This is a genomic window from Paenibacillus taichungensis, assembly GCF_050994985.1.
Lineage (GTDB): Bacteria > Bacillota > Bacilli > Paenibacillales > Paenibacillaceae > Paenibacillus > Paenibacillus taichungensis.
This window is the reverse complement of the sequence record NZ_CP194720.1, coordinates 4,700,421-4,726,772: the sequence shown is the minus strand read 5'-3', so window position 1 is coordinate 4,726,772 and position 26,352 is coordinate 4,700,421. Positions and strand designations below refer to the sequence as shown.

Here is a 26,352-nt window from a genome sequence, read left to right as displayed (position 1 = left end):
GCGATGACCAGCCAAACCTTAGTGTTCTCGATGGATGCACAGTCCCTGGAGCGGATCGAGCAGAAATTCCAGGAGAAGTTAAACTTTGCGGATACCCGCAAAGATAAACTGTTTCATGTGTTTCAGCAGCCATTAACTGAAGAAGAGGCATGGGCTTTAAAATATGTGTATGCCTACATGCCGGTGAACGACCTAGCTGATTATGATGGGGAACTGTTCCTCAGTCATGTGCGTCGGGCACTGGACATTCGCAAGCGTGTGCCTTGGGGGGAACGCGTACCAGATCATCTGTTTCTGCATTTTGTGCTCCCCTATCGAATCAATACAGAGAATATTGAAGATTTCCGTGGCATTATCTTTGACGAGTTGGCCGACCGGACAGCGAAATTATCCATGGCGGATGCCATTCTGGAGACCAATTACTGGTGTCATGAAAAAGCGACTTATATTGGCAGCGATCTGCGAACGATATCGCCGCTGACGATGATTCGGAATGCCCGCGGCCGTTGTGGAGAAGAATCCACGCTGGCGGTAGCCGCTCTTCGTAGCATTGGCATACCTGCCCGTCAGGTCTACACACCACGCTGGGCTCACTGTGACAGCAATCATGCTTGGGTAGAAGCCTGGGCGGACGGCCAGTGGTATTACATTGGGGCATGCGAGCCGGAAGCCGGATTGAATCAAGGGTGGTTCAGTCCACCAGCCCGCAGGGCCATGCTGATTAATACAAGGATATTTGCCGACTATCCGGGACCGGAGGATATAACACTCTCCGAGAAGGGATATACGGAGATCAATTTACTGGAGAACTATGCGCCAGCGCATACCATCTGCGTGAAGGTGGTAAATGAGCAGGGAGCGCCCGTGCCTGAAGCGAGTGTCCGCTTTGAGCTATACAATAGTGCTGAGTTTTATCCCATTGCCGAAATCAAGACTGATGAGCAAGGAGAAGCTTCCTTTAAGACAGGCCATGGCGACCTAGTGATTCGTGCGGTTAGTGGTAGCAAGTGGGGTGAAATTCTATTCAAAGCTCAGGACGGTGCTCATGTTGAGCTTGTGTGGAAATCGTTAGAGCAGCCATCAGGGATCGTGGATTTTGATATGGTTCCTCCTCCGGAAGGGGAGGGAGAAGTAGTGGCTTCGTTACCAGAAGAGAAGATCCGGGATCACAACCGCCGCCTGGAGGAAGGTACGAAGATTCGGAGTGGATATGAGGATACATTCCTGAGTGAGGAAGATGCATTTGCATTGGCTCATACAACTGGACTGCCTCCGGAGCGCGTATGGGATATTCTACAGAAGGCACGAGGTAACAGCCGCGAAATCGCTGCTTTCCTAGAGGAACGTTCCGGTGAATTTGGAGAGTGGCCACTACAGTTGCTGGAGTCGATGAACGAAAAAGACTTGATTGATACTTTTCGGCCGACACTGGACGATCATCTTATAGGTGCACTTTCGCAGCGTGGACGATGGGCAGAAGAGACGTTTGTGAAGTACATCCTGTGCCCGAGGGTCTCTTATGAAATGGTGGTGCCTTATCGATCCGTATTCCAGAATGCTTATTCCGAGGAAGAAGCAGCGGCGTTCAGGGAAGATCCTTCGATGCTTGCATGCAATCTGGAACAGAGCTATTCGTATTATGAGGATCTCCCTAACCTGAAAGGCAAGGGAAACCCTGTAGGTACGTACAGCCTGATGAAGGGAGATCCACAGTCGCTCGATATACTATTTGTCGCTGTGTGCCGCAGTTTGGGCATTCCGGCCCGATTGCATCCGAGCGAGCAGAAACCGCAGTATCTTAGTGACAAAGGCTGGGAGGATGCGGTGTTCAGTCTCACCTCTTCGCGAAATCAGGAGAGCTCAAGCTGGGGAATGCTGCAACTTCTCAAGGATTCAGAGGCTCGGGAGGATGCGCCGTCAGCATCCTATGCGGAGAATTTCTCGTTGGCCCGTCTGGAGGATGGCGTGTACAAAACGCTGATTTATCCATATGGTCACACTGATATCTATAGCGATCCATTTGAGGTTGAACCGGGAGCTTATCGCTTAACGACTGGCATCCGTCTGAAAGATGGAACGGTAAGAGTCCGTTTCATTTACTGCATCGTGCGGGCTGGAGCCACCACGGAGGTAGTACTGACTTATCGCGAGACGGTGGTAGACATCCCTGTGCTGGGTAAACTGGCAACCGGCAATGAACTGACTCGTTTGGATGGTTCAGAGGTGGTGCTGAAGGACCTTCTGGGATCAGAGGGGGCCATTGCCGCGTGGATTGAACCAGAACGGGAACCGACCAAACATCTGATTCGTGAGCTGTGTGAGCTGGCTGAGCCGTTGGATAAGCTGGGCGTGCCAATCGTGCTGGTGATCGGAGATACAGAATGGAACGCCTCCTTTGACTCTGGGGCTTATCCGAAGCTGCCGGTACGTACGATTTTTGTACGGGATTCAAGCTATGCGGCCTTGTCCGGTTTCATTTCGAAACCTGCCGCTCACGAAGCGGGCTATCCGCATCTGTTCGTGTTGGATAATCAGGATCGAATCCGATACTCGGCCTCAGGGTACAAGATTGGTACAGGCAAGGAAGCTCTGCAGATTGCTGCTGCGATATCTCAATCATTGAATGGATCGGAGTGAAAGCGGATGACGAAATATATTGCTGCTGGTTATGTCGTCGATTCTGTTCTTCCCGACATGACGGATAAGGATCTGTTGAAATTAACACATCTGAATGTAGCCTTTGGACATGTCAAGAATGATGAAATCTCCACCGAGCATTTAAAAAACGGAGAGGTTATCCGTAATATTAAGCGGGAGCATCCGAATCTAACGGTGCTGCTTTCCGTAGGCGGATGGAGCGCTGGTGGTTTCTCTGAAGCCGCCTCAACCCAGTCGGGAAGGGACAGTATGGCCGCATCAGCGGTTAGGGTGCTGGAGGAATACCCTTTTGACGGAATCGATCTGGACTGGGAGTATCCTTGTTACGGTGAAGCCGGTATCGCATCCAGTCCTGATGATAAACGGAATTTCACCTTACTTCTCAAAACGATCCGGGAAACGCTGGATGCCAAGGGCTCCGAGGATGGCCGTCATTATCTGCTCACCATTGCGGCAGGGGCTGATCAATACTACGTAGACGGTACAGAGATGGCTGAGGTGCAGCAGTACCTGGACTTTGTGCAGTTGATGACCTATGATATGCGCGGCGGTTTTCAGGTTCTGACCGGACATCATACGAATCTGTATACACCAACCGGTGATCTGTTCCGAATTAGTACAGATGCTTCCGTAAATGTGTTCGTCCGTGCCGGCGTTCCGAAGGAGAAGATCGTTATCGGCGCTGCGTTCTACTCCCGGATCTGGACTGAGGTTCCTGACCGAAACCACGGCCTTCACCAAATGGCCGGTAGCACAGGCGGCTATGGTCCGGCATTTGCCGAACTGGAAGCGAAGTACATCAACAAGAATGGTTATATCCGTTATTGGGATGAGGAAGCCTGTGCACCGTTTCTGTTTAATGGGTCGAGCTTAATATCTTATGATGATGAAGAATCGATTCAGTGCAAATGTGATTACGTGAAGGATCAGGGACTGGCCGGCATCATGTTCTGGGAATACGGCTGTGATCCGACTCATCGTCTGCTGGGTGCAATACATCAAGGGCTTCAAGATGTTCCTGTAGAGAAATAGAAGAAGAGAGTCGGTTGCGAAGGATCGGCTTGCCTATATGAGCCGAAAACATACAAAACCTCCCCTAACCAAAAGGTTGGGGGAGGTTTCTATTTATTTTACGAATCCATCCACTAACCAAGGCATTCCTCGTCATCGTCATCCGGGGAATCGGAGGAGTCGTTGGGACGGTGCATTTTGCGGTACTGCCCTGGGGTATAACCCGTCTCTTTCTTGAATTTACGGATGAAGTTCGGTGTGTCCAGATAACCGACGCGAGTGATGATATCTTTTAACGGGTCGGTCGTATGCAGCAGCAGTCGGATAACCTCATCCATCCGTTTCTGCCAGATATATTGGGTGAAGTTCATACCGATCTTCTCTTTGAATGAACGACTGAAATACGATGAAGAGATCGTGAATTTCGATGAAATCGTACCCAGGCTGAGGTCATAATCAGAGAAATTGGCATCAATATAAGCAACGATTTCATCCATCAGGGAGCTTTCTTCCGTCTCGCTCTTCGCCTCGACATGAGCACAGATCTCGGCGGCAAGTCCTGTCAGTTTTTTCTCCAAATCCTCCAATGAATCGTAGGAAGTGATTCTTGGAAGTTGATTAACCACGTGATGTATGCCAAGCTCCGAGGCCGTTTTCAGCATCGTATTCAGAATATCGAAGCAGATGCAGCGCAGCAGCGGTACAGATGGCATTTCGGATTTCAGGGTATTTAACGCAGTCGATACCATTTGAACCGCCACATCGTAACTGCCCTGTTTCAAGCTCTGAACTAGTTTCAGCAGAACATCCTTAGGGACCCAGAAGGAAGAATCCTCTTCACTAGAGCCGAAAAGGGCGTTGAAGAAGGTGCTGCTGCCTTGTCCGTGCAGCATGGACGCTTCCAGCGCGGTTGATGCCTCGATATAGGATTGGTTCAGCTGTAATGGAGAACTATAGCTGTTGCCAATCCCGATCGCGGGAGCAACTCCGACGTGCTCTGTTACCATCGATTGTAGTGATTCAACAATAGGCTCCATACGAGCATTCAAGCTGGATTCATGCCCGACTTCGGCATTAAATCCAACGATAAGGGCCACTTGGTTTGGCTGTGGAAGCTCCACGCCATAAGCATAAGCAGACAACTCTGGCAGTTCCATATCGTTGATCAGCTGCATGATAGTACGCTGTTCAGGATGATCTACGATGGGAAAAGCATGCATTTCCCATCCCAAGGTCATAACAAAATAATGGGATCGGTTAAAGCGTATACCGAGATTATCCGTAAACTCAGAGGGGAGCTCTCCGGTATGACCATGTTTCAGTAACATAAGCAGAATATGATTACGAGCGTAGGGCTCCTGAAGGTCCACACGCTGGCTGTAATCATGCAGCGTTTTCTTGATCCATTCCAGCTCGTTGCTGGTTGTGGAAGGTTCAGGATTATTCTTTAAACGGATAAACTCCATCAAGTCTGAAATCGGATGGTATTGTCTTCGGGCCAACAAAATGGCGAGGAAGGTGCCCATCACCACCATGAAGGAGAAAACAAGAACAACAAAGGTACGAATATGGACGATTCGGCTGAAAAATTGATTGCTTGGCATAGCGGTTACATAAGTCCAGCCCGCGTCTGATTTGACGGATACCACCGAATGCGGTTCTTGATTCAAGGAGAGGCTGTGTGTTCCCGGCTCAAGTTCAAACAGGGATTTGACTTCCTGTTCGGTAATGGTTTCCCCCTTATAATTAGCGGCCAGCACCTGCCCATAATTATCGAAAATATAAGTCATCCCATGGTAGTCGCTGAGAATGGAATCAATCAATCCGGTCAGATTGGACTCGTGAATCAGGTACATGACAGTGCCGTGGGCGGGTGTATTGTTAGGTGCAATCGGTACAAGGTAGGCCAGCATGGAATTGGGTACTTTGGTTCCTTGAACGACTTGTTCAGCTGGTCGTATCGTGGGAAACTGAACGTTATTCAAATCTCGGATCATATCCGTTTTGTTCCATGTATTAAATTTGTAGCGGCCCGTGAATACATCCAGGTTCTCAGAGCCCTGAGACGAGTAGATGCTATCATCTCCGCGGAAGAACAGAAATAGCTCATCGATAATGGAACTGGTGGCTTTGTATTTGACCAAGGCAGCAATTGATTCCCGGCTATAGTAGGGATGGTGAGTCCAATAGCGGGTCAGCTGCTCATCGTAGGCGATACGAAATGCGATGTCCTGCAATTCCTTCATGCGGTCATCAATGACCGTTTTGGCTTGGGTCAACTGATTAACATTAGTCTGTTCAATCTCTGAACGGAGCGTGTCCACAGCATTGTGATAAATAATAATAGTTAATATAACAAGAGGGATAAGGAAAATGGAGATATAGGATAGTGTGTACTTAAACAGAAGCTTGGACTTGAAGTGGTTCCATTTCATATCTGCAACCTCCCGTTTTTCTTTAGAGCTGCAGCGATAGCGCTCTCATAAAGACAGTGAAGTATTACCATGATGCCGAGCTGCTGGGTGTTCCTACTAAAAATATTAGGAGAACTTCTCTAATAAATCAATGAATCTTTTCTGAGTTTCAGAGCAATCAGGAAGAAAGTCACATGAAAGAATAGGAACTCGGTGAGAATAACAGGTGTAAAGCTATAAAAGGGCTTTTTTTATGAGAGGTTCATTTGCTTCAGTACATGAGGAATTATATCGATCCAAGGATCAGCAAACCTTGATTTTTCGGCCATGGAGTAGCATGATATAGACATTCATTCCAACATGAATCATTGAGGGCGAATTGTTGAGCAACGCCTATTTGAATTAGTTTAAAGCCAAATTTCTTATGAATGCGGCTTTAACGATAGCAATTATTTTACCCGGCAGTTCACAAAGGTGTATGGCGTGTCTCCCAAAACGTATAGGCAATCTCTATAACATGCCGCTGTGGTGTGATTGAACAAAAGAAGGAGGGGTGAGTGTGAGAGAAACCTGTGTTCCAACTGGCGTGGCACTAAAAGATACCGGCTTTGGATATACGCTTTCCCTGGTAAACGGTAAATATAAAATGGTTATTCTATATTGGCTGTCTGAAAACAAAGTGATGCGACATAATGAGCTGAAGCGAAGTATCGGTACTATTTCCTACAAAACATTGAGCGTCATGCTTAAGGAGTTAGAGGAACATGATCTGATTCTACGCAAAGAATATCCCCAAATTCCGCCCAAAGTTGAATATTCATTGTCGGAACGAGGAAAATCAATAATGCCACTGTTAGATATGATGTGTGACTGGGGAGAAGCCAATATGGTGTCTGCCCCGGGGTTAATGCAACGCTAACGGTCAGATTGTGAGATGAAAAAGCAAAAAGCAGTATCTTCCTGAATCGGAGATACTGCTTTTTTTGATTTGCTTGAAGTGAGTGTTACAGGTTATCCATGAAACGTAAGTAGTTTTGTACGTTTTGTTCTAAATCACTTGCCGCAGGCTCGTGTTCTGCCCCGTAGAAGGCAAAAAATGATCGATAATCCGCACCGCAGTAAAGGAAGGTCGTCTCCAAAGGAGATAACATTTGTTCAACGGTATAGCGATATTTGGCCTCTTGCGCGTAATCCTCTTCTTTGATTCCGGCAGATACGGCCAAGGCAACTTTGCGTTGTTGCAATTTGTCCCCCTTGGAGCCGTAAGCCCAGCCATACGTAAAAACTTCATCCAGCCATTGTTTAAGAAGAGGTGGGCTGCTGAACCAATAGAACGGAAATTGCAACACAAGATGGTCATGACTTTCAATGAGCTGCTGTTCTTGCTGCACATCAATATGTCCATCGGGGTAAACTTTATATAGTTCATGTACCGTATATTTTTCCGGATATTGTTGGAGTTCTTCTATCCACCGTTTGTTGATGACCGACGTTTCCAGGTTGGGATGTGCTACGATGACAAGTGTTTTCAAAATGAATTCTTCCTCTCTAAGCTATAATGTTTCTTGAGTATAAAGGGAGATTTCCAAAGATGTAAGTATGCACTTTTAGTTCAGGTACTTACCTTAAGGTAAGCACCATCCGTCGTTTTATATGTTCCATAGAGGCCTCCAAACAGTCATGGATATGGGATTTTGCAAAGAATTGCGGAAACATGGGTCCGTCTCGCAGAGCGTCTAGGCAGGTTTAGTAATCGAAATAAAAATAGCCGCCAGGCTTATGCTTGGCGGCAGTTTTTGATGTTTAAGTAATAACACGGGTGTGTTCGTAATGGCGTCATTATTCTTCTTGCACATTATAGAGCACACGGGCAAGCAAGTTCTGACCGTAATTGCCGAAATTTTTGCCAAAGATCGTCAATCCGCGTTTGTTCACTGGTCCGTCTGTTACAGCGATTCGAAAGTGGATATCGCTTTTGTAATCCAGGCCAATCTCGTCCAGAGTTACATCGGAGATACGGCATCCATCAATGTAGCTGCCCTCTTGGGTGATACGGATCAGCTTCAGCATCCCGTATTGATTCAGATGCGGCGGCCACCAATCCGGATTGAACGTACCCCGGGTATTGCCAAAATCTCCTGGGCTTGTCCAACAGCCAATCTCAATGCCGTTAACGTAGAAATAAATATCCGAAGGGTAGTTATCGCAAAAACCTGGTGCTTCCGAACCCAATTCCATGGACAACTGGATTTCGCTGAACGTCTGGTTAGGCTTAAGGTAGTTGGGAATTCGATATTCCAGATAACCTTCGGCCAGCCAAATCATCTCCGCATCAATACGGAGCGGGTCAGCAAAGTAGCGCGGATCATCGAACTCACCGACAATGCTGTCTCGGGTAGCGAGACCACATGTAGGAGCTGCCTGATAATCGCTATAATGACCTACCTGAATTTCAACCTCGTATCGGTTATAAATCTCCTGTGAGCGCAGGTCTACCATTAGTTTTTCCTCATTGAGATAACATATCTTCTGAATTCCATGTTTGCCAACCGCAGTATTGATCTCAATCAGGCCGCTTTCTTCCAATTTCTTAATATGCATTGTAATGGCGCCATTGCTGAGCCCCAGTTTGGTTGCGAGATCATTGAGGTTAAGACTCTGGTTCTTGGCAAGCAGTTCAATAATCTGGATCCGAATTTCTGAACTGAGTGCCTTGAAAATATTAACGCCAGACATCAGATCTTTAATATAAATCATAAGTGGTTTTCCTTTCCACGTTCTGAACAAAGCCCTTCTGATCCAGGCTTCTGCACATTTATATGGTTTGTTTTAGATAATTATAAATGATTCCCCGTTGGAAGGGAAGGGCGGAGTAAAGGAAGCCAAATCCCTTATATACATAGCATAAATGGGCGGGATATTCATAAATTGATGAATATTTACTTTAGAAAATAACTTGAATCATTTCATATATATTTGAAATATACCATTGAAATGTGATGTAACCGCTTTTATAATCCTAGTATACCTAAATTGATTTAATACTTCATGAACCAAATTAACTATTTGATCAGGAGAGGTGGACTCGATTTGGAAAAGGTCAAAGGAATGACAGGATTCAGGAAGAAACGTTGGGCATTACCTGCACTACTTGTACTTGTGTTGCTATTGGCGGGTCAGTCCCGGGCATTCGCGGCATTTTGGAATCTGAGCGGAGATATTGCCGTGCACGATCCATCCATCATCAAAGAAGGAAACTCATGGTATACCTTCTCAACAGGTCCTGGCATTCAGGTACTGAAATCGGATAACGGGTCCTCATGGTATCGGGTTCCGCAGATTTTTCTGAGCAAGCCATCCTGGTGGGCCTCTGCTGTTCCGGGACAGAGCGGTCTGGATGTATGGGCACCTGACGTTGAGCAGTACAACGGAAAAGTGTGGCTGTATTATTCCATCTCTACTTTTGGCTCCAACAGATCTGCGATCGGGCTTGCGTCTGCAACCAGCATTGGGGCAGGTCAGTGGAAGGATGAGGGATTAGTACTTCAAACCACAACCGCCAACAATTATAACGCTATTGATCCGAATCTGGTCATCGATGCTTCAGGCAATCCATGGCTAGCTTTCGGTTCTTTCTGGAGCGGTCTGAAGATTGTGAAACTCGACAAAAACACAATGAAACCGACCGGAAGCATATCCTCCATTGCGGCGCGTCCGAATAATGGTGGTGCCATTGAAGCTCCAAGTATTGTGTATCGAAATGGCTATTATTACTTGTTTGCCTCCATTGATTCTTGCTGCCAGGGCGTAAATAGCACGTACAAAATGGTCTATGGACGTTCAACGAGTATTACAGGTCCGTTTGTGGACAAAAACGGTGTGAGCATGTTGAATGGCGGAGGAACTATATTGGACTCTGGGAACGTCAAGTGGAAGGGACCCGGTGGTCAGGATGTGTATAACGGTAATGTGATTGCGCGCCACGCCTATGATGCTGATGATAATGGCAATCCGAAATTGCTAATTAACGACCTGCTGTGGGATTCCAGCGGATGGCCAACCTACTAATTTATTTTAAATAAATATAAAATGTTTTAATAAAGCATTGACTAAAGTGATCTGGATTTGATAAATTTAACAACAGAAATCTTATTTTACTGAATTGAATACGGTTACAAATCCAGATCAGGAGGGGTTCAGATGGTAAAGAAAAAAAGATTGGTCACACTTATGCTTCTAATGCTGGTAAGTGCACTTGTGTTTGCGGGCTGCGGAGGAAGCAGCGGATCAAGCGGGGACAAGGAATTGACATTCATGTTCCGGGGGGGCACGGATGAACAGAAGGCATATCAAGCCGTTGTTAAAAAGTTTGAAGAAGAGCATCCAGGTGTCAAAGTCAAAATTATCGTAACAGCTGCGGATCAATACGCAACCAAATTGAGAGCTGCCATTACAGGCAACAGCTTGCCGGACGTATTTTATTTTAACCCTGGTGATATAAAAGCCTATGTAAACAGCAATGTGCTAATGAACCTGACACCTTACATTGAAAATAATGCAGACGTAGATTTGGATAACATCTGGAAATATGGTGTGGACCTGTACCGCTATGATGGCAAAATGGCAGGTCAGGGTGATCTCTACGGCATGCCGAAAGATCTGGGTCCGTTTGCACTCGGTTATAACAAGACATTATTTGAAAAAGAGGGCATCCCATTCCCTGATAAGGACAAGCCTTACACATGGGATGAATTCATCAAGGTCAACCAACAAGCAACCAAGGATACGAATGGAGACGGTAAACCGGACGTATTTGGTACAGGCTTCAACGTACAATGGGCGCTGCAGTCCTTTGTATGGAGCAATGGTGCAGACTGGTTGGATGATAGCAAAACAAAGGTAACCATTGATGATCCGAAATTCGCGGAAGCACTGCAATTCTTTGCGGATATGCAAAACAAATACAAAATCACGCCTTCCATTGAGGAAGCGCAAACATTGGATACGTACCAACGCTGGATGAAAGGGGAAATGGCTTTCTTCCCAGTAGGTCCGTGGGATATGAGTACATTTGAGAAACTGCCTTTCGAATATGATTTGCTACCTTTCCCAGCCGGCTCTACCGGAAAATCCGCAACGTGGATCGGTTCCCTGGGTATCGGTGTATCGGCCAAAACGAAACATCCGGAAGAAGCAGCAGCGTTGGTTAATTACCTCACAGCTTCCAAAGAAGGCATGCAGCAGTTGGTTGATGCCAAAGTGCAAATTCCGAATCTGCTTGATATGGCAGACGAATGGGCCAAGGATACTTCAACGAAACCGGCCAACAAACAGGAATTCATTGATATCGTAGAAGATTACGGCCGCGCACTTCCAGGTAACTACACGTACAATGCGGAGTGGTATGACATGTTCTTCACCGACATTCAACCTGTTCTGGATGGCAAGATTACAGCCGCAGAATATGTGAAGCAACAGCAGCCAAAAATGCAAAAGCTGTTAGACAAAGCGGTAGAACAAGAGAAGAAATCTCAGAAATAAAACATTTATCAACATGCTGAAATAATGGGACTGAAAAGATTGAAGGGTAGGTTCTAGAGAGAAGCAGCCTACACCAAATGGATAGAGCAATAGATTCCGTGTTCAAAAAAAGGCGGTGCCAGCAGCCTGCTATCACGCTGCTGGCATCATTTTTGGATTCCATACGGGCATGTTGCATGAATTGATCAAGAATGCAGGCATCCATCGATTCATGCAACATGCTGATATTAGAAACAGGGGTGAGCGCAGTGATTACAAAATCTAGTTTGTATCGCAAAGAGAGGCTGTACGGATATTTGTTTATTTTGCCTCCGGTTCTTGGTTTGCTGATCTTTGTTTTGTTCCCTTTCCTTTATTCCTTGTACGGTTCGTTTACGGATTGGGATGGATTAGGACAAATGAACTTTATCGGTTTAGCCAATTTTAAGGATTTGCTCACAGATGATCTTTTTTACAAAGCGATGTTCAACACCTTTTATCTGATGCTGGGTATACCGATTGGTTTGTTGCTTGCGTTACTGCTGGCGATGGGTCTGAATCGTAAAATTCCCGGCACAACGACGTTCCGTGTAATCTACTATATTCCGGTCATTTCTTCCCTCGCAGCGGTGTCCATCATGTGGAACTGGGCGTACAACGGGGATTACGGATTAGTGAACCAATTCCTTGATCTATTCGGTATTGAAGGCCCTAACTGGCTCGCTAACAAAGACACAGTTAAACCAGCCCTGATTATTATGACGGTGTGGAAAGGCCTCGGTTACACGATGTTATTGTATCTGGCTGCATTGCAAAGTGTATCACGTACATATTACGAAGCGGCAGAGCTCGATGGAGCGAACGGGTTCCAGATCTTCCGCAACATCACCTGGCCAATGGTGAAGCCGGTTACCTTTTTCCTCGTCGTTACGAATATTATTGGTGGTTCCCAAATCTTCACCGAAATGAACATTATGACGCCTACGGGTGGTCCTGAATATTCTTCCGCATCTATTGTCTTCTACATCTGGCAGAAAGCATTCAGTAACCTGCAAATGGGTTATGCCTCTGCGATGGCCATGATTCTTGGTATTTTCATTTTTGTCATTACCTTGGTGCAATTCAAAATGAACGAAAAATCAGCCTATGATGGGGATTAATGGTCTAGGAAAGGAGTGAACCGGAGATGTCTTACAGTCAAAAGAGGAAATTAACGAACTCTATCATTTTTATCGTTTTGGCGCTTGGTGCGATTGCGATGATTGCACCACTGATCTGGATGTTATCCACTTCCGTGAAGGAGAAACAAGATGTGTTCGCACTTCCACCTGTGTGGATACCTGAAGTGTTCCAATTCGGAAAGTATAAGGAAATCTGGGAAGCAGGTCCGCTTCTCAGCGGGATCAAAAACAGCTTGATCGTGGCGGTCAGTGTTACTGTTGTCGGGACGTTTACGTCGAGTATCGCTGCCTTTGCTTTTGCTAAATTGAGATTTCCGCATAAAAACAAACTGTTTCTAGCATTGCTCGCATCGATGATGATTCCGTATCCGACAGTCATGATTCCGCAATTCATCATGTTCTCGAAGCTCGGGTGGGTGGACACACTGTTACCGCTTATCGTTCCAGGATTATTTGGTAACGTCGTCATGATCTTCTTCCTTCGTCAATACCTGCTTAGTGTACCTGATGCCATTATTGAAGCAGCGAAAATTGATGGTAGCTCCTATTTCCGACTGTACTCGAGCATTACGTTCCCGCTCATTAAACCGGCGATTGCAGCTCAGCTGATTCTCTGGTTCATGGGCATCTGGAACGATTATCTGGCACCAATTATTTATTTGAATTCACCAGAGAAGCAGACCTTGCAGCTCGTTATAGCGAACTTTAATGCCACGTATGCGATTCAGACGGATTATCCGCTTATTATGGCAGCGTCCATTGTTGCTCTGTTACCAGTATTGATCATCTTCCTGATCTTCCAGAAACAGATTATTGAATCGGTAGCGATCTCTGGAGTAAAAGGATGAATCAGCGGAGAACATTCCGCGGGTGGATGAATTCAGGAAAAGGAGTTGTTGCTTCCATGTTGCTTATGCTGCTGGTTGGGGCTACAGGCTGTTCTGGAGATGGAGCAGGGGAATCAGTTTCCCCGCCAGTCTTTCCGGATGCTCCCCAAGATACTCAATTGTATGACACCTCCATTCTGGACGACGAATCCCGTTGGACGGTGAACAATGCGCATGATCCGGCCATTATCAAAACAGATCAGGGATATTACGTTTATTCCACAGACGTTCGTGTAGCAGGGGAAGCGAAACCTGGTGTCATGGTACGCAAATCGGATGATCTGATCAACTGGTCATGGGTAGGTCAAGCGTTGCCAGGCATCCCCAAGGAAGCCCTCGATTGGACAGGTGCAGTTAACCTGTGGGCACCGGATGTGATTCAGGTTGGTGATACCTACCGAATGTATTATTCGGCATCGACCTTTGGTAGTACGCGGTCGGCTATTGGTTTGCAGACATCCTCGTCCCCGGAGGGGCCTTGGACAGATGAAGGGCTGGTTGTTAAAACATCCGAGAATGAAAAGGATAAGCTGAATGCTATTGATGCCAATCCAGTCTTGGATGCCGAAGGAAATTCATGGATGGTTTACGGTTCCTTTTTTGACGGGATATACATTGCACCTCTCGATCCGGAAACCGGAAAGTTCAAGGAAGAGGGGTATGGTACCCGCATTGCCGTCCGTGATCGTGCTACGGAAGAAGGTGCGGTGGAGGGTCCATATATTGTGTATAACCCGGAGTTCAAAAAGTATTATCTATTCGTCTCGTATGATTCCTTATTCGAAGATTATAACGTGCGTGTAGCCCGTGCTGATTCCATTACAGGCCCCTACACGGATGTAAATGGCATGAACATGCTGGATACGGAGCATCTGCCGCAATATGAAGTGGGGACCAAAATTCTAGGTGGTTATCGTTTCACCGAAGGTGAGGGCTGGGTTGCACCTGGACATAACTCCGTCCTTAAGGATGGCGACGATTATTATATCGTGCATCATGCGAGAGGTGAGACGGATAAAAACTGGCCGTATCTGCATGTACGTAAAATGCTGTGGACCAAGGACGGCTGGCCTGTTGTGTCACCAGAACGTTATGCAGGTGAGTACGCACAGGACATTCCGAAGTCGATGATCGCCGGGGAGTGGGAAGGCCTGGCTGTTGACCCATCGGTGGACGGACAGGTGCAGGCAGTGCCTTACACTTTGCAAGCCAACGGCAAATTGAAAAGCGAAAACGGTTCAGGCAAATGGACGTTTGACGGCAAACAAACACTGACGCTGGAGTGGAAAGAAAGCCCGTGGGGCGGAGCTTCCACAGAGGAGCTCAAGCTGCTCCCGTCCTGGGACTGGGAGCGAAGCCAGCCTGCGCTTGTGGTTACTGGCCTGAACGACCACGGCATTGCCGTCTGGGGCAAGCAGATTAGCGCAGCGGAGAAGTAGAGAGCCGCAGATATGGCTCGAAGTTTGGAATTGGAGCTGGCCAAGAAAATACGGTCAGCCAAGCATTTAGTGGGGAGAGTCGACCGGGCAAAGCGGTCGACCCCATAGAGACAGAGCCACACCGATGGCTCGGAGTTTGGATTTGGTTCAGCGAGCGCGGGAAGAGCGAAGCTGTTGCTTTTGAGGTGCACAAGCAGCGAAGGGGGAGGAAGGAGCCGAAGGAGCGACTTTGGCATCCGATTTCAACCGCCAAGAGCGGTGGGAAAAAGAAATCGGAGGACAAGAGAGCGACAAGGCCCTGCCACCCCCGGAGCGTCCGCGGTGCACCAGCAAAATAGTCTTTGCACTTTATCCATCAGCTTTTACAAATCTTCACTCCGAGCCATACACACACATTTGAAAGGGGAGCATTCCCATGACTGATTCCATTACATTTACCAATCCCATCCTGGAGCAACGTGCTGATCCGTGGGTGTACCGTCACACCGACGGGTACTATTATTTTTCAGCTTCGGTGCCAGCCTTTGACCGGATAGAGATTCGGCGTGCACAAACGCTGGAAGAGTTAAGAGAGGCTGAGCCGGTAACGGCATGGCGCAAACGTGATACAGGACCGATGAGTGCCAACATATGGGCACCAGAAATTCATTATATCGATGGAAAATGGTACATATATTACGCAGCAGCTCATACCAGCGAGACGAATGAAGGCCTTTTCGACCACCGGATGTATGTGTTGGAGAATGATTCTCCGAATCCACTGGAAGGTGATTGGGTGGAGAAAGGACAGATTCATACGCGCTGGGAGACATTTGCATTAGATGCAACGACTTTTGAGCATAAGGGAATTCGTTATCTGGTCTGGGCACAGAAAGATCCGGACATTGTGGGTAACTCGAACTTGTACATTTCCGCAATGGAAAATCCGTGGACGCTGCGTGGAGAACAGGTCATGATCGCTACACCAGAGTACGATTGGGAGATCATTGGCTTCAAGGTAAATGAAGGGGCAGCAGTGTTGCATCGCAATGGCCGGATTTTCATTGGTTACTCTGCGAGTGCGACGGACTATAATTATTGTATGGGTTTGCTTACTGCGGATGAAGATGCCGACTTGCTTGATCCAGCGAGTTGGGTGAAATCGCCAAAACCAGTATTCCAAACGTGTGAAGCGAATGGTCAGTATGGTCCGGGTCATAACAGCTTTACGGTATCACCGGACGGCAAAACGGATATTCTGATCTATCACGCACGAAACTACAAGGACATCGAGGGTGACCCTCTCTACGATCCAAATCGTCACGCCCGCGCGCAGGTCATTCACTGGAACGAAGATGGTACGCCTGACTTTGGAGTCCCTGTTCCAGATGGGAAGGCTGCGTCTGAAGCAAAATAATAATACTGCTAGAGTTTTATAGTAAGCCCTTAGTCAGCGAGCCATGCTGATTAGGGGCTTTTACTTATGTACACATTGAAAAGGGAGACATGAAGACATAAAGACGGATACGAGGGTCTGCATATTAGCAACCATCCCCTGACCTCTGCGTATGAGGAGTATACAATTCGCTATACACATAACATTAGGAGGCCATATATGGATTCGCGCGAGACATTGGACCGGGAGCTAGAACAGATTTTAAAATGGGAAAAAGGGCAGAAGGACTTGTTTATTTGGGACAAAATTGGTCGTTTGCCATTTGCCATGCTGGATAAAGTTATGCCCAAAGCGCTGAAACAGAAGATTGGAGACTCGCTGAACGAAGTCGGTCAGTATGTGCAGAATGGTGGGAAATTTCTCGTTCAGAAAAAGAAGGTGGCGGAGCTACTGCAAGAGGAAGCAATCAAATCCGGTTATTCCATGAAGGCCGATACCTCTTACGATGAACAGGATGGAGAGGCAAAGGATACGACGAAAATTCACAGTGTGGAAGGATTACCGCTTGAAGTACTGGATCGCACTGCTGATAACATTACGGACAGTCGAACGAGGTTTGCTGCTGCACAAGGGGCCGCAACAGGTATCGGTGGCATTGTAACGATTGCGGCGGATATTCCGATGGTGATGGGGCTTTCCCTGAAGGTGCTGCAGGAGATGGCGTTATGCTACGGATATGATCCTGACGAACCTCAAGAGCGCATATTTATCGTCAAATGTCTGCAATTCTCCTCCGCCGATATTGTGGGCAAGAAAGCAATTATTGATGAACTCGCCGATTACGATAACCCGGACAAGCAGGTTGAGGTTATCTCTCAAATGCAGGGCTGGCGGGAGGTTTTTAATTCTTACAGCGAATCTTTTGGGTGGAAAAAGCTGTTCCAGCTCATTCCGATTGCCGGTATGGTATTCGGTTCGGTGAGCAACAAAAATACGATTCGTGATGTTGCCGAAGCAGGAAAAATGTTGTACAAAAAACGACTAATCCTTCAGCGCCTTTCACAATGATGTCCATCACCAAAATTGGCAATGGGATGACAGATACTTGGCTCTGATCCTACGCTAACAAAACAAAAACGGGATGAAGCCCTAAAGGTATAGGCTTCATCCCATTTGCATTTGCATATGCTGGCGTTAATTCCAGCTTGGTTAACGATCTGACGTTACTTTTCATTAGGCTGTCTTAACAGCGTACTTTTGTTTCATTGTATATTGGAGCTTAGATTATATAGGATCTGTTATTCTTCGCTACCGTTCTCTTCCGCCCAACGGTTCAACAGCTTATCCGATGGAAGCAGGAAGGTGAAGATACCGATCAGTGGCAGGAAGCTGCACATTTGCATAACTGGAGATACGCCGAACACGTCGATCCAGTTCCCCAGCACGAGTGCCCCCAGACCGCCCATACCAAATGCCAGACCAGTAATCAGGCCGGAGACGGTCCCGATTTTACCTGGAATCAGCATTTGTGCATACACAACGGTCACCGAGAAGCTGGACAACATGATGAACCCAATAATACTCAGCAACACGGCTGTCCAGAACAGATTCGCATAAGGCAGCAGCAGCGCCAGTGGAGCGGCTCCAGCCATTGACAGGAAGATCATGTTGCGTTTACCGAAGCGATCTGCCAGTGGACCACCAAAGAACGTACCAAGAGCCCCAGCCGCCAGGAACAGGAAGATATAGATCTGTGCGTCCTCTGTGGACAAGTTAAATGTATCCTTCAGGTTAAACGCATAGAAGCTGCCGATCGAAGCGACATACCACGAACGGACAAAGACGAGCAGAATCAAAATGGTTATGGCAGCAGCAATCTTTTTACGTAATGCTGGATTGGGAGCACGACGAGCTGCAGCTTGTCTGCGCAAATATCCTCCCGATTGCAGCATGCGTCCATACCAGCGAGCAATGTAGATTTGAACCGCGATTCCCGCAGCTGCAATGCCTGTGAATCCGATGGCACCGAACAACCCAAACGGGATGAAAATCCATCTGGTGAGCAATGGAGCCAAGGATTGACCGGCGTTACCACCCACCTGGAAGATTGACTGAGCGAGACCCCGACGAGGCCCTGCGGCCATATGGGATACCCGTGAACCCTCTGGATGGAAGGCCGCCGAACCGAGACCCACAAAGATGACAGAGATCAGGACAGCCATATAACTGTCGGCGAAGGCAAGCAATAACATACCGGTAAACGTAAAGCCCATACCGATGGGCAGAATGGATGGTGTCGGTTTTTTATCAGCAAACCAGCCTACAACAGGCTGCATGATGGAAGCAGTAAAGTTAATAGCAAACGAAATCCATCCGATCTGCGTATACGTGAGATGCATGGAGTCTTTCAGAATTGGAAAAATAGCTGGAATGACAGATTGGATTGAATCGTTGAACAAATGGACCAGACTGATGGCAATTAAGATCCGGTAAACGGTACCTTGAGCATCCAATCCGGGTGGAGCTTTCGAACGCGCAGCGGCGTCTTTGGATAATGCATTTTGCATGGACATGAACAGTTCTCCTTTGGTCGCGGTCACGAGGGATCAGCGCCTGATGATGTGATGTGCCTAAGCATATTGTTACATAATAGGACAGATTTGAAAGGTCGACAAGGGGAACAGGTGAAATTAACGTTCTCTTTATAATGTAAACTATTGATATTCTTTAAAAAATCTACTATTAGAACTCTACTGAAGATTAATAGATTTCACGAAAACTTATGAAATGTGGATTGGAAAAGTAGGGGACTACACAAAAGTTACTGAATTTCTGAAGTACTTAAATTATAGAAAGAAAATGCTGCAGGATCTTAATTTATAATTATAAAAATGTGAAAAATTCTTATATGAATTTTTACAGAGGCAAAGGTCTTATAAGGAGGTGCTACAATTTCTAATTAATAATTATTTATAGTTATATAGTACCTTTTATGGTTTATTTGTTTAATATAGGATTTTTTTCGTGTAACATCGTATCTACGATCGGATATTCTGTATTGGCATTCCGACGAAAAATACAAGAGATAAATAGGAGGCTCTATGAAAAAAATAGCGGTTGCTGTTTCTTCTGTCCTGTTGTTATCCACGTTATCGTCATTTTCTGCAAATGTTTATGCTGAAAAAATTATAAGTTTTCAGGATGATGAAATTCGATATAATGTTTCTGAAAGTGGTAATAGGGTAGAGTATAGTACATCTTATGAAGAAAAAGAAACGGGTCTGGATGTTGAACTGAAAATTACTGAAGAAGGTAACATTCGTACTGTAGAGCATTATGTTGATAATAAGTTTTTTTCTGAAGCAACTTATAATAAAGCTGAAGATAAAGTGGTAACTACAATGGCAAATGGTGATGTAATAGAACAAAAAGCAAGTGACCTCGTTAAAGAGATATCTGAGCAAGAAATTCCTTTGGAAGAGCGATTAAGATCAGATTCTAATGAAGATGGGAATACAATTGATTCAATGACAGAGTTTGCTTTAAATGCATCCCCAGGCTACAATTTTGTGAGGACAAAATATAATACAGCTTGGAATCAGTATGGTTCAATATATCAGAAGCAGTCACTTGTTGATACAAAAGTTTATCGATTGAATATTTCAGCAGGGACAGTTGTATCTACCATTGCGTCGATTATAGATATTTTTGCAACCAAAGGTAAGGTGACAGCTTTATTTAGAACATTGTTATATTCAGCGTCTGGAGTAATAGTAGATTCAGTTGTTGGCCAAATGGATGCTAAAAAACATTTGACGCAAGTTGAAGTATATTCGCAAGGCTTGCTTGGTCTTAGATCAGAAAGGTATATCGTCACTGCAAATATTAATGGTAGGACAGCACAGATTATTGATACTGGGGATGAAAGAACGTACGACGAGTTGATCGATATTGGTGTATATAATGTGGTACTTCAGAAATTATAAAGGACTGATCAATATGAAATCGCTATCACCATATGTTCTTGCCAAACGTAATTTGGCGATGACCATTCTATTTATGGCAGTCATGACTTTTCTGACTATCTATGTTGCCTCTACGTCTCTGTACTTTGCTATCGGATTTTTTGTGGTTGTTCAGTCTATTGGTGTACTTATGCTGAGACATTACATCAAAAAAGTGAAAGAACTGAAGGAAGATCATAGTACTTGAATGCTAGTCCAATCATACGATTGATTGCTAACGCTCACGTTCCATAGCATACAAAAAAACAAAAGCCGAACTTCTTCGGATAGAAGAGTTCGGCTTTTGTTTGTTCTATAATTTTATTTTGCACAAAGCATAATTGATGTATCTGCCAAATTAACGATTATCAATCGTCTCCGGGTACATATCATGATTCATCATGCGGTGTTCAGCCATTTGCTCATATTTCGTACCTGGTTTGCCGTAGTTGGTGTACGGGTCGATGGAAATGCCGCCGCGCGGCGTAAATTTACCCCACACTTCGATGAAGCGTGGGTCCATCAGCTTGATCAGGTCGTTCATAATGATGTTCACACAATCCTCGTGGAAATCACCATGGTTGCGGAAGCTGAACAGGTACAGCTTAAGTGACTTGCTCTCCACCATTTTCACATCAGGGATGTAGCTGATATAGATCGTTGCAAAGTCCGGCTGACCCGTGATCGGGCACAGGCTGGTGAACTCCGGGCAGTTGAATTTGACAAAATAATCCCGGTACGGGTGTTTGTTATCGAAATTCTCCAAAATTCCCGGATCATATTCAAACGTATATTTTACGCCCTGGTTGCCCAGCAACGTTAGATCTTGCATTTCATCAGGTTGTCTCATGAATTCGTAAACGCTCCTTATTTCCGGCGAGCACGAAGCTTACCGGTATATATGATAGGCCATTTTAGCCTCTGGTTGTTCCCAAAATTACATCATGCCGCCCATTCCACCCATATGCCCATCAGACGCCGCGCTTGTTGCCCCACACAAGGGTATGCAGCTGTGGCAGCACACGAACGTCGTTCAGATCATCGGAAGCACTGACTTGGTCAATCAGCCACTCATAACGGGCAAGCAGCGAAGACGCCAGATCTGGGGTATCAGCAGAAGTGACATCCGGGTTCCCGGTCTGCAAAAATAAATCCGTGCCCGGATACCGTGCATGCACACGGCGGGCATAGTCCAAGTCTGTCTCATCGAAAATCACGATTTTCAGACTGTGGCTTCGTTCCACCGGGCGAGCAGCCAGTTGGTGGATCAGATCATCCAGCACAGCCCAGTCAGTGTTCATGCCTGAGCTGGGAGGCTTGGGCGAGATGGTGACTTCGTCAATGTCCGCCAACCAAGTCTGCCAACGGGAGCCCTGCGTTTCTACCGCGGTGCGGATGCCGTTTTTTCCAAGCAGCTTAACCAATCCCCCCAGCGAAGCGAGCAGGGCAGGGTTGCCGCCTGAGATGGTCACATGGGAGAAGCGCGAGCCGCCAACGCGGCGCAGCTCGTTCCACACGTCCTCCGGCGTAATCATTTGAATCAGATCCTTGCCACTGCCGTCCCAAGTAAAGGCCGAATCGCACCAGGAGCACCGATAATCGCAGCCCGCGGTGCGGACGAACATCGTTTTCTGCCCAATAACCATGCCTTCACCTTGAACCGTCGGGCCGAAGATTTCCATCACAGGAATACGAGCCTCTTTGCTCTGTTCCACACTACTCATCGATCATCCACTCCCGTCTAGCCTCGGCGTAACTGGTTGGCGTCTCGTATAAGCGGACAAACTCTGTTCTACCACCCTCAGTCAGTGCGGAATACGGTTCGGTCTGCAAGGCATGTTCCATCTGCTCGAACAACCAGACGACCATATTTTCAGCTGTTGTGTTCATGAGGGGAAGGGTTTCGTTCAGATACTGATGATCGAGATACCCTTCAATTTGTGTTTTCCATATATCCTTGATATGGCCAAAATCAACCGTAAGTCCGGTCTCACCCGGATAACCGCTAATGCCAAAAACGACTTTATACGTATGCCCGTGCAAATTTTTGCACTTGCCTTCATAACAATGCAGATGATGCGCAGCGTCAAACGTAAACTCCTTGCTGACAAGCACACGTTTGCGATGATAGCGAAGCTGTGCAGGGAGGATATCTTCTCCAATCCGCTGCAACCGTTCCACAATACGAAATGTTCCCGGTTCTCTCATCGTACGTCCGCTCCCGCAGTTCCAACAGTAGCTGAATTCGTGCGTTGCTCCAGATAGCGATCCAGTCCGGCTTTGCGCAGTTTGCAGGCAGGACATTCTCCGCAGCCATCGCCGATAATCCCGTTATAACAGGTCAGTGTGCGCTCCCGCACATAATCGAAGGCACCAAGCTCATCCGCCATTTTCCATGTTTGGGCTTTGTCCAGCCACATCAGTGGGGTGTGAATGACAAACGGGTAGTCCATGGACAGATTCAGCGTTACATTCATCGATTTCACAAACGAATCCCGACAATCCGGGTAACCGCTGAAATCCGTTTCGCATACACCTGTAACGAGATGACGAGCCCCTTTTTGCTTCGCCATAATGGCTGCAAAACTGAGGAACAGCAAATTCCGTCCATCCACGAACGTACTCGGCAGTTCGCCTTCCTCATGCGTAATCTCCACATCTGTACGGGTGAGTGCATTGGGCGCGAGTTGGTTTAACAAGCTCATATCCAGTACCGTTTGCTGCACACCCAGATCGCGAGCGATTTCTGCGGCGCATTCAATCTCCAGCTTGTGACGCTGGCCGTAATCGAAGGTAACTACCTCAACCTCAGCAAATTGCTGTTTGGCCCAGAACAAACAAGTTGTACTGTCCTGACCGCCGCTGAATACAACGACTGCTTTTTCTTCGTTCAACATAAAAAAACCTCTCCATCTTCTTAAGATCAATCCATGCACATAGGCACAGAGTGTCGGAAGAACAGAGAAGTTCATGAACTGGCATCCATCAAAAAACACACCTTCTCGTAGGCTGCTTCAAAAAAGCAGGCACGATCTAGTGTCCTTAGTTTTTTACGTACGTTGTTACCTAAAATGTACGCAAGACTTATTGACCTTTTAATGGTCGAGTCTTATAGAGGGAGTTCGCGAACCTCTCCCATGCCATAGGCATGGATTTTCTTCTTCAATTGTCCGGTACAGTATATCACATTTCCAATACGGTGAGCATGCTTTCCATGAGAACCCATTTATAACCGAGCCTAACGTCATCTGGACTTATTTGATTAATACATTTCCAAAAGGAATGACTTCTTTCAGAATCCGCTTAAATAAGCCTTCATCGTTCATATCCTGTTCCAGCCTATGATTTTCACGACCAGCCTGAAAAAGTACAGAGCCATGTCCTGTCATCTTCCAATGATAGTTCATATGCTGGCTGGCAAGGTTGTTCCCGTATACGGTAAGTTCAAGCTGCGCGTTCTCAGGATAGGCGATAATACTGCCAGCATCCACGTACAGTGGTGCGGTAGGGTGCAGTTCCTGCTGGCAGACCTGACCTTGTGTCAGCAATCCAATTTTGCCTTTGCCCGAAAACTTCATTTTCACGGCATCCCGAGTGATGAGCATGTTTTTGATTTTTTGAATTTTGGTGTGCATCGTGACGCCGTCAGAGTAGAAGAAAAGATGGCGGAAGTCGTACAGCAGATCGCTGTTCTCACTCAGTTCAACTTCCTTCATGGTGAAGCCGGGAGGCAGGGCGGCCACAAATTGACAAGGACCGGTAATTTCGGATTTGATCAGCTTTTTTTTACGATAGATACCCGAAATATTCATAAATTTATCATTGCGACTGCTGCTTGGGCCGCGAAAAGCGACAATTTGCTGGGGATGGAGAATATGCAGGCGGTCGTCCTGGATCAACGAGAACGTGACCACTTGTCCGGCTCCGCCAGCTTCGGCATTATTCAGGTGTATGTGCATGCGGTTGCTCCTGTTCTTTTATACTCGGCCTGAACGGCGACGCATTCCCCAGCGCATCACTCGAATCAGAATAAAGTATCCCAATATGAGTGAAACGGCTGTGATAATCATCGTTTGAATGCGTTTGGCAGTTGCCGTTTTTGCATCCTGATCATTTTGCAGCTTGCTCACCATGTCGGTCAGTTTTTCGTTTTGCGCCAGCAGCAACTCGTTCTGGGCCTTGAATGCTTCGACATTTGCCTGGGCTTGTCCCAATTGGGCAGAAGTCTGATTCAACTGCTCCAGCGTCTGTTTATAGCTTTCCTGCAAGGCGTTCACTTCTCCAGGAAGCTCAGAGACTCTTTCCCATCCACTATAAATATCGGAGAATATATTGGCATTTGCTGCACTGACTGTAGAAGTCAAAGAAACAGTAAACAATACACATGTGGTGAATAACACCCGAATGAAATAACCCTGAATGGGTTTTGGCATGAATGGCACCTTCTTTCGGTTACATAATCGTTTGCCGATTTCGTCGTCATTTGTTGAAATACGGCTCTTACATTATACGTCAAAACCAGGACAATGGGTTCAAGATGATGTAGTTTTAATTACCCTATATGAGAATAAATCAATACATGTGGACAGGTGTTTAATTTCTAGGCCGCCGGGGTAATAGAAGGACAGAGCAGCACTGCGGACGGTCTTGACATCATTCTTTTACTTCAGCTCCGGGTGCCTGCTATTCATATTAACGAAATTTGTAATTTAATGAGTGAAAACAATATATCCGATTTTTAAGAAGATCGTGAATACGAAGGGGTAGAAACATATGTACACAACTAAACAAGTTGCAACAACCAAAACGATTATGATCACTGTAAATGGTGAGCCAATCGGGCGTGAATTGATTATCGACAGTATTACTTATGCTCCGATTACAGAACCTGATTCTATACAAAATTCACACAAAATGGGAATGAATACTGCTACGATTTAAGTTAGGACTTGTCATATAAAAGTGGTCTAAAAGCTTGGCATACTGCCAAGCTTTTTCGTCGTTTATTGTCGTAATTACACGGATTTAGGGACGAGAAACTAATATTATGGAAAAATTTCCTGCGAACATATGTTCCGTGACAATATAGTGTCCATTTACCCTGATAACTTAGAAGATAATACATATAAATCGGGGGAGAGACTACCAGTGAACTCAGTCTTTGAAGTATCTTATTCGTGGAATAGAGAGGCCATACCGACAGGGGGAGCGGACCCCGTATATATGATGGTAGAGTGGCGTAATGGATCCCCTGCCAAAAGACTCAGGAAAATAGCACCCAAAATTGTGTCGCGAGACTTGGAACTTTTGCTCAAACCGGAATTTGGAATTCAGCTTAAAGGCATCTACGGCTGTCGTTCCAAAGAAACGGATATCGGTTGGGTTCTAAGACTTGGAGATGTATACAAGGGAGAGAGTAAACAAATTTTACTCGAATTCGCCATGGGACCTCGTGTATCGGGGAAAAGTGCCGTATGTTCAGCTTATTGGAGTACGCGAAAATTGAAACAAAGCCAGAGAGTACTGCTGCGCAGAGAACAGTTGTACATTCAGTACACCAGTCATCTGGGCATGCTGCGCCAGCCGGTAGATCCCAAGGTAGAGAAGACAATCAAATTAAATGAAACCGTTCCTTTGATTAAGCAAGCTTTGCGCGCTTATGAAAGAGGTCGTACACAAGAGGGCAGCGACATGCTGCGTCGTCACGCAGATGCTCTGTTAATTGAAGCGGCACGAAAACAGGATCTGGATTATTATGCGGAAGCCGAAATTGTGGAGAAACTTCGGCACCATTACGGGATTACTTTTAATTCCATGGTTCATAATCGCGGAAAAACGATGTTAGGTGAATAGGGATAAAGAA

The 26,352-nt window shown here is 46.3% G+C and carries 24 protein-coding genes and 1 pseudogene; 15 read left to right on the top strand and 10 right to left on the bottom strand.

The features are described 5' to 3' along the window. Nucleotides 1-3 precede the first annotated feature (3 nt). Complete coding sequence (locus ACR1R9_RS21400) at nt 4-2,637, top strand: transglutaminase domain-containing protein (protein WP_433922773.1); 2,634 nt, start codon at nt 4-6, stop codon at nt 2,635-2,637. Nucleotides 2,638-2,643: 6 nt separating this feature from the next. Continuing rightward, nucleotides 2,644-3,690, top strand: a complete 1,047-nt coding sequence (locus ACR1R9_RS21395) for a glycoside hydrolase family 18 protein (RefSeq protein ID WP_099855736.1) — start codon at nt 2,644-2,646, stop codon at nt 3,688-3,690. A gap of 113 nt (nt 3,691-3,803) precedes the next feature. Here the strand turns inward: ACR1R9_RS21395 and ACR1R9_RS21390 are convergent, their stop codons facing one another. Further along, nucleotides 3,804-6,104: a helix-turn-helix domain-containing protein gene (locus ACR1R9_RS21390; RefSeq protein ID WP_433922774.1), complete on the bottom strand. Its 2,301-nt coding sequence runs from the start codon at nt 6,102-6,104 to the stop codon at nt 3,804-3,806. Nucleotides 6,105-6,494: 390 nt separating this feature from the next. Between ACR1R9_RS21390 and ACR1R9_RS21385 the strand changes: the two are divergent. After that, a pseudogene (locus ACR1R9_RS21385) lies at nt 6,495-6,599 on the top strand (helix-turn-helix domain-containing protein); the annotation flags it as partial. A gap of 43 nt (nt 6,600-6,642) precedes the next feature. Next, a complete protein-coding gene (locus tag ACR1R9_RS21380; RefSeq protein ID WP_076290174.1) occupies nt 6,643-7,002 on the top strand; it encodes a winged helix-turn-helix transcriptional regulator in 360 nt (119 codons plus the stop codon). Nucleotides 7,003-7,087: 85 nt separating this feature from the next. Here the strand turns inward: ACR1R9_RS21380 and ACR1R9_RS21375 are convergent, their stop codons facing one another. Both ACR1R9_RS21375 and ACR1R9_RS21370 read right to left on the bottom strand, forming a co-directional pair. Then, complete coding sequence (locus ACR1R9_RS21375) at nt 7,088-7,615, bottom strand: NAD(P)H-dependent oxidoreductase (protein WP_179087183.1); 528 nt, start codon at nt 7,613-7,615, stop codon at nt 7,088-7,090. Between the two features lie 307 nt (nt 7,616-7,922). Continuing rightward, nucleotides 7,923-8,840, bottom strand: coding sequence for an ArsR/SmtB family transcription factor (locus tag ACR1R9_RS21370; RefSeq protein ID WP_076290172.1), 918 nt, complete (start codon nt 8,838-8,840; stop codon nt 7,923-7,925). 351 nt (nt 8,841-9,191) lie between these two features. Here ACR1R9_RS21370 and ACR1R9_RS21365 point away from each other — a divergent pair, with 351 nt between their 5' ends. The 7 genes from ACR1R9_RS21365 (at nt 9,192) to ACR1R9_RS21335 (ending at nt 17,553) form a co-directional block, all read left to right on the top strand. Next, nucleotides 9,192-10,151, top strand: a complete 960-nt coding sequence (locus tag ACR1R9_RS21365; RefSeq protein ID WP_179087193.1) for a glycoside hydrolase family 43 protein — start codon at nt 9,192-9,194, stop codon at nt 10,149-10,151. A 132-nt stretch (nt 10,152-10,283) separates the two neighbouring features. Beyond that, complete coding sequence (locus ACR1R9_RS21360; RefSeq protein WP_076290171.1) at nt 10,284-11,624, top strand: ABC transporter substrate-binding protein; 1,341 nt, start codon at nt 10,284-10,286, stop codon at nt 11,622-11,624. A 248-nt stretch (nt 11,625-11,872) separates the two neighbouring features. Then, entirely contained in the window at nt 11,873-12,763 is an 891-nt protein-coding gene (locus ACR1R9_RS21355) for a carbohydrate ABC transporter permease (protein ID WP_062324023.1), read from the top strand. Nucleotides 12,764-12,789: 26 nt separating this feature from the next. Beyond that, on the top strand, nt 12,790-13,632 hold the full coding sequence (locus tag ACR1R9_RS21350; RefSeq protein WP_076290170.1) for a carbohydrate ABC transporter permease: 843 nt from the start codon (nt 12,790-12,792) through the stop codon (nt 13,630-13,632). A 56-nt stretch (nt 13,633-13,688) separates the two neighbouring features. After that, complete coding sequence (locus ACR1R9_RS21345; RefSeq protein ID WP_433923671.1) at nt 13,689-15,110, top strand: arabinan endo-1,5-alpha-L-arabinosidase; 1,422 nt, start codon at nt 13,689-13,691, stop codon at nt 15,108-15,110. Nucleotides 15,111-15,525: 415 nt separating this feature from the next. Continuing rightward, complete coding sequence (locus ACR1R9_RS21340; protein ID WP_433922775.1) at nt 15,526-16,506, top strand: glycoside hydrolase family 43 protein; 981 nt, start codon at nt 15,526-15,528, stop codon at nt 16,504-16,506. A gap of 198 nt (nt 16,507-16,704) precedes the next feature. After that, a complete protein-coding gene (locus ACR1R9_RS21335; RefSeq protein ID WP_413027606.1) occupies nt 16,705-17,553 on the top strand; it encodes an EcsC family protein in 849 nt (282 codons plus the stop codon). 230 nt (nt 17,554-17,783) lie between these two features. Here the strand turns inward: ACR1R9_RS21335 and ACR1R9_RS21330 are convergent, their stop codons facing one another. Next, the gene (locus tag ACR1R9_RS21330) at nt 17,784-19,058 is read right to left on the bottom strand and encodes an MFS transporter (protein WP_433922776.1); all 1,275 of its coding nucleotides are present in this window, start codon (nt 19,056-19,058) and stop codon (nt 17,784-17,786) included. A 528-nt stretch (nt 19,059-19,586) separates the two neighbouring features. Between ACR1R9_RS21330 and ACR1R9_RS21325 the strand changes: the two genes are divergently transcribed. Together ACR1R9_RS21325 and ACR1R9_RS21320 are read left to right on the top strand one after the other, a co-directional pair. Continuing rightward, nucleotides 19,587-20,471 carry a hypothetical protein gene (locus ACR1R9_RS21325; RefSeq protein ID WP_433922777.1) on the top strand — a complete coding sequence of 295 codons (885 nt, stop codon included), beginning with the start codon at nt 19,587-19,589 and terminating at the stop codon, nt 20,469-20,471. Between the two features lie 13 nt (nt 20,472-20,484). Further along, complete coding sequence (locus ACR1R9_RS21320) at nt 20,485-20,697, top strand: hypothetical protein (RefSeq protein WP_408894262.1); 213 nt, start codon at nt 20,485-20,487, stop codon at nt 20,695-20,697. A gap of 150 nt (nt 20,698-20,847) precedes the next feature. On the opposite strand, the gene queF is transcribed toward ACR1R9_RS21320, so the two are convergent. From queF to ACR1R9_RS21290, 6 genes are all read right to left on the bottom strand, one after another. Beyond that, nucleotides 20,848-21,339: a preQ(1) synthase gene (queF, locus tag ACR1R9_RS21315; RefSeq protein WP_063564570.1), complete on the bottom strand. Its 492-nt coding sequence runs from the start codon at nt 21,337-21,339 to the stop codon at nt 20,848-20,850. 121 nt (nt 21,340-21,460) lie between these two features. After that, nucleotides 21,461-22,213: a 7-carboxy-7-deazaguanine synthase QueE gene (gene queE, locus ACR1R9_RS21310; RefSeq protein WP_433922778.1), complete on the bottom strand. Its 753-nt coding sequence runs from the start codon at nt 22,211-22,213 to the stop codon at nt 21,461-21,463. Continuing rightward, nucleotides 22,206-22,697: a 6-carboxytetrahydropterin synthase QueD gene (queD, locus tag ACR1R9_RS21305; RefSeq protein ID WP_099855749.1), complete on the bottom strand. Its 492-nt coding sequence runs from the start codon at nt 22,695-22,697 to the stop codon at nt 22,206-22,208. Before queD ends, queE begins: the two co-directional genes overlap by 8 nt. Beyond that, nucleotides 22,694-23,383 (bottom strand): 7-cyano-7-deazaguanine synthase QueC, encoded by a 690-nt coding sequence (gene queC, locus ACR1R9_RS21300; RefSeq protein ID WP_099855951.1) that lies wholly within the window; start codon nt 23,381-23,383, stop codon nt 22,694-22,696. The genes queD and queC overlap by 4 nt, the downstream gene beginning before the upstream one ends. Nucleotides 23,384-23,743: 360 nt before the next feature. Continuing rightward, entirely contained in the window at nt 23,744-24,448 is a 705-nt protein-coding gene (locus ACR1R9_RS21295; protein ID WP_063564567.1) for an AIM24 family protein, read from the bottom strand. 18 nt (nt 24,449-24,466) lie between these two features. Beyond that, complete coding sequence (locus ACR1R9_RS21290) at nt 24,467-24,922, bottom strand: hypothetical protein (RefSeq protein ID WP_024632428.1); 456 nt, start codon at nt 24,920-24,922, stop codon at nt 24,467-24,469. Between the two features lie 340 nt (nt 24,923-25,262). Between ACR1R9_RS21290 and ACR1R9_RS21285 the strand changes: the two genes are divergently transcribed. Together ACR1R9_RS21285 and ACR1R9_RS21280 are read left to right on the top strand one after the other, a co-directional pair. Beyond that, nucleotides 25,263-25,430 (top strand): hypothetical protein, encoded by a 168-nt coding sequence (locus ACR1R9_RS21285; protein WP_433922779.1) that lies wholly within the window; start codon nt 25,263-25,265, stop codon nt 25,428-25,430. A 207-nt stretch (nt 25,431-25,637) separates the two neighbouring features. Continuing rightward, nucleotides 25,638-26,342, top strand: a complete 705-nt coding sequence (locus tag ACR1R9_RS21280) for a hypothetical protein (protein WP_125477267.1) — start codon at nt 25,638-25,640, stop codon at nt 26,340-26,342. Nucleotides 26,343-26,352: the final 10 nt, after the last annotated feature.

Excerpts from the sequence above, each read along its gene's own strand:
- queF (WP_063564570.1), bottom strand. The coding sequence starts at position 21,339 with ATGAGACAACCTGATGAAATGCAAGATCTAACGTTGCTGGGCAACCAG.
- ACR1R9_RS21365 (WP_179087193.1), top strand. The coding sequence starts at position 9,192 with ATGACAGGATTCAGGAAGAAACGTTGGGCATTACCTGCACTACTTGTA.
- ACR1R9_RS21285 (WP_433922779.1), top strand. The coding sequence starts at position 25,263 with ATGTACACAACTAAACAAGTTGCAACAACCAAAACGATTATGATCACT.
- ACR1R9_RS21340 (WP_433922775.1), top strand. The coding sequence starts at position 15,526 with ATGACTGATTCCATTACATTTACCAATCCCATCCTGGAGCAACGTGCT.
- ACR1R9_RS21335 (WP_413027606.1), top strand. The coding sequence starts at position 16,705 with ATGGATTCGCGCGAGACATTGGACCGGGAGCTAGAACAGATTTTAAAA.
- ACR1R9_RS21320 (WP_408894262.1), top strand. The coding sequence starts at position 20,485 with ATGAAATCGCTATCACCATATGTTCTTGCCAAACGTAATTTGGCGATG.
- ACR1R9_RS21395 (WP_099855736.1), top strand. The coding sequence starts at position 2,644 with ATGACGAAATATATTGCTGCTGGTTATGTCGTCGATTCTGTTCTTCCC.
- ACR1R9_RS21390 (WP_433922774.1), bottom strand. The coding sequence starts at position 6,104 with ATGAAATGGAACCACTTCAAGTCCAAGCTTCTGTTTAAGTACACACTA.
- ACR1R9_RS21350 (WP_076290170.1), top strand. The coding sequence starts at position 12,790 with ATGTCTTACAGTCAAAAGAGGAAATTAACGAACTCTATCATTTTTATC.
- queE (WP_433922778.1), bottom strand. The coding sequence starts at position 22,213 with ATGAGTAGTGTGGAACAGAGCAAAGAGGCTCGTATTCCTGTGATGGAA.
- queD (WP_099855749.1), bottom strand. The coding sequence starts at position 22,697 with ATGAGAGAACCGGGAACATTTCGTATTGTGGAACGGTTGCAGCGGATT.
- ACR1R9_RS21330 (WP_433922776.1), bottom strand. The coding sequence starts at position 19,058 with ATGTCCATGCAAAATGCATTATCCAAAGACGCCGCTGCGCGTTCGAAA.
- ACR1R9_RS21290 (WP_024632428.1), bottom strand. The coding sequence starts at position 24,922 with ATGCCAAAACCCATTCAGGGTTATTTCATTCGGGTGTTATTCACCACA.
- ACR1R9_RS21295 (WP_063564567.1), bottom strand. The coding sequence starts at position 24,448 with ATGCACATACACCTGAATAATGCCGAAGCTGGCGGAGCCGGACAAGTG.
- ACR1R9_RS21360 (WP_076290171.1), top strand. The coding sequence starts at position 10,284 with ATGGTAAAGAAAAAAAGATTGGTCACACTTATGCTTCTAATGCTGGTA.
- ACR1R9_RS21345 (WP_433923671.1), top strand. The coding sequence starts at position 13,689 with ATGTTGCTTATGCTGCTGGTTGGGGCTACAGGCTGTTCTGGAGATGGA.
- ACR1R9_RS21370 (WP_076290172.1), bottom strand. The coding sequence starts at position 8,840 with ATGATTTATATTAAAGATCTGATGTCTGGCGTTAATATTTTCAAGGCA.
- ACR1R9_RS21400 (WP_433922773.1), top strand. The coding sequence starts at position 4 with ATGACCAGCCAAACCTTAGTGTTCTCGATGGATGCACAGTCCCTGGAG.
- ACR1R9_RS21325 (WP_433922777.1), top strand. The coding sequence starts at position 19,587 with ATGAAAAAAATAGCGGTTGCTGTTTCTTCTGTCCTGTTGTTATCCACG.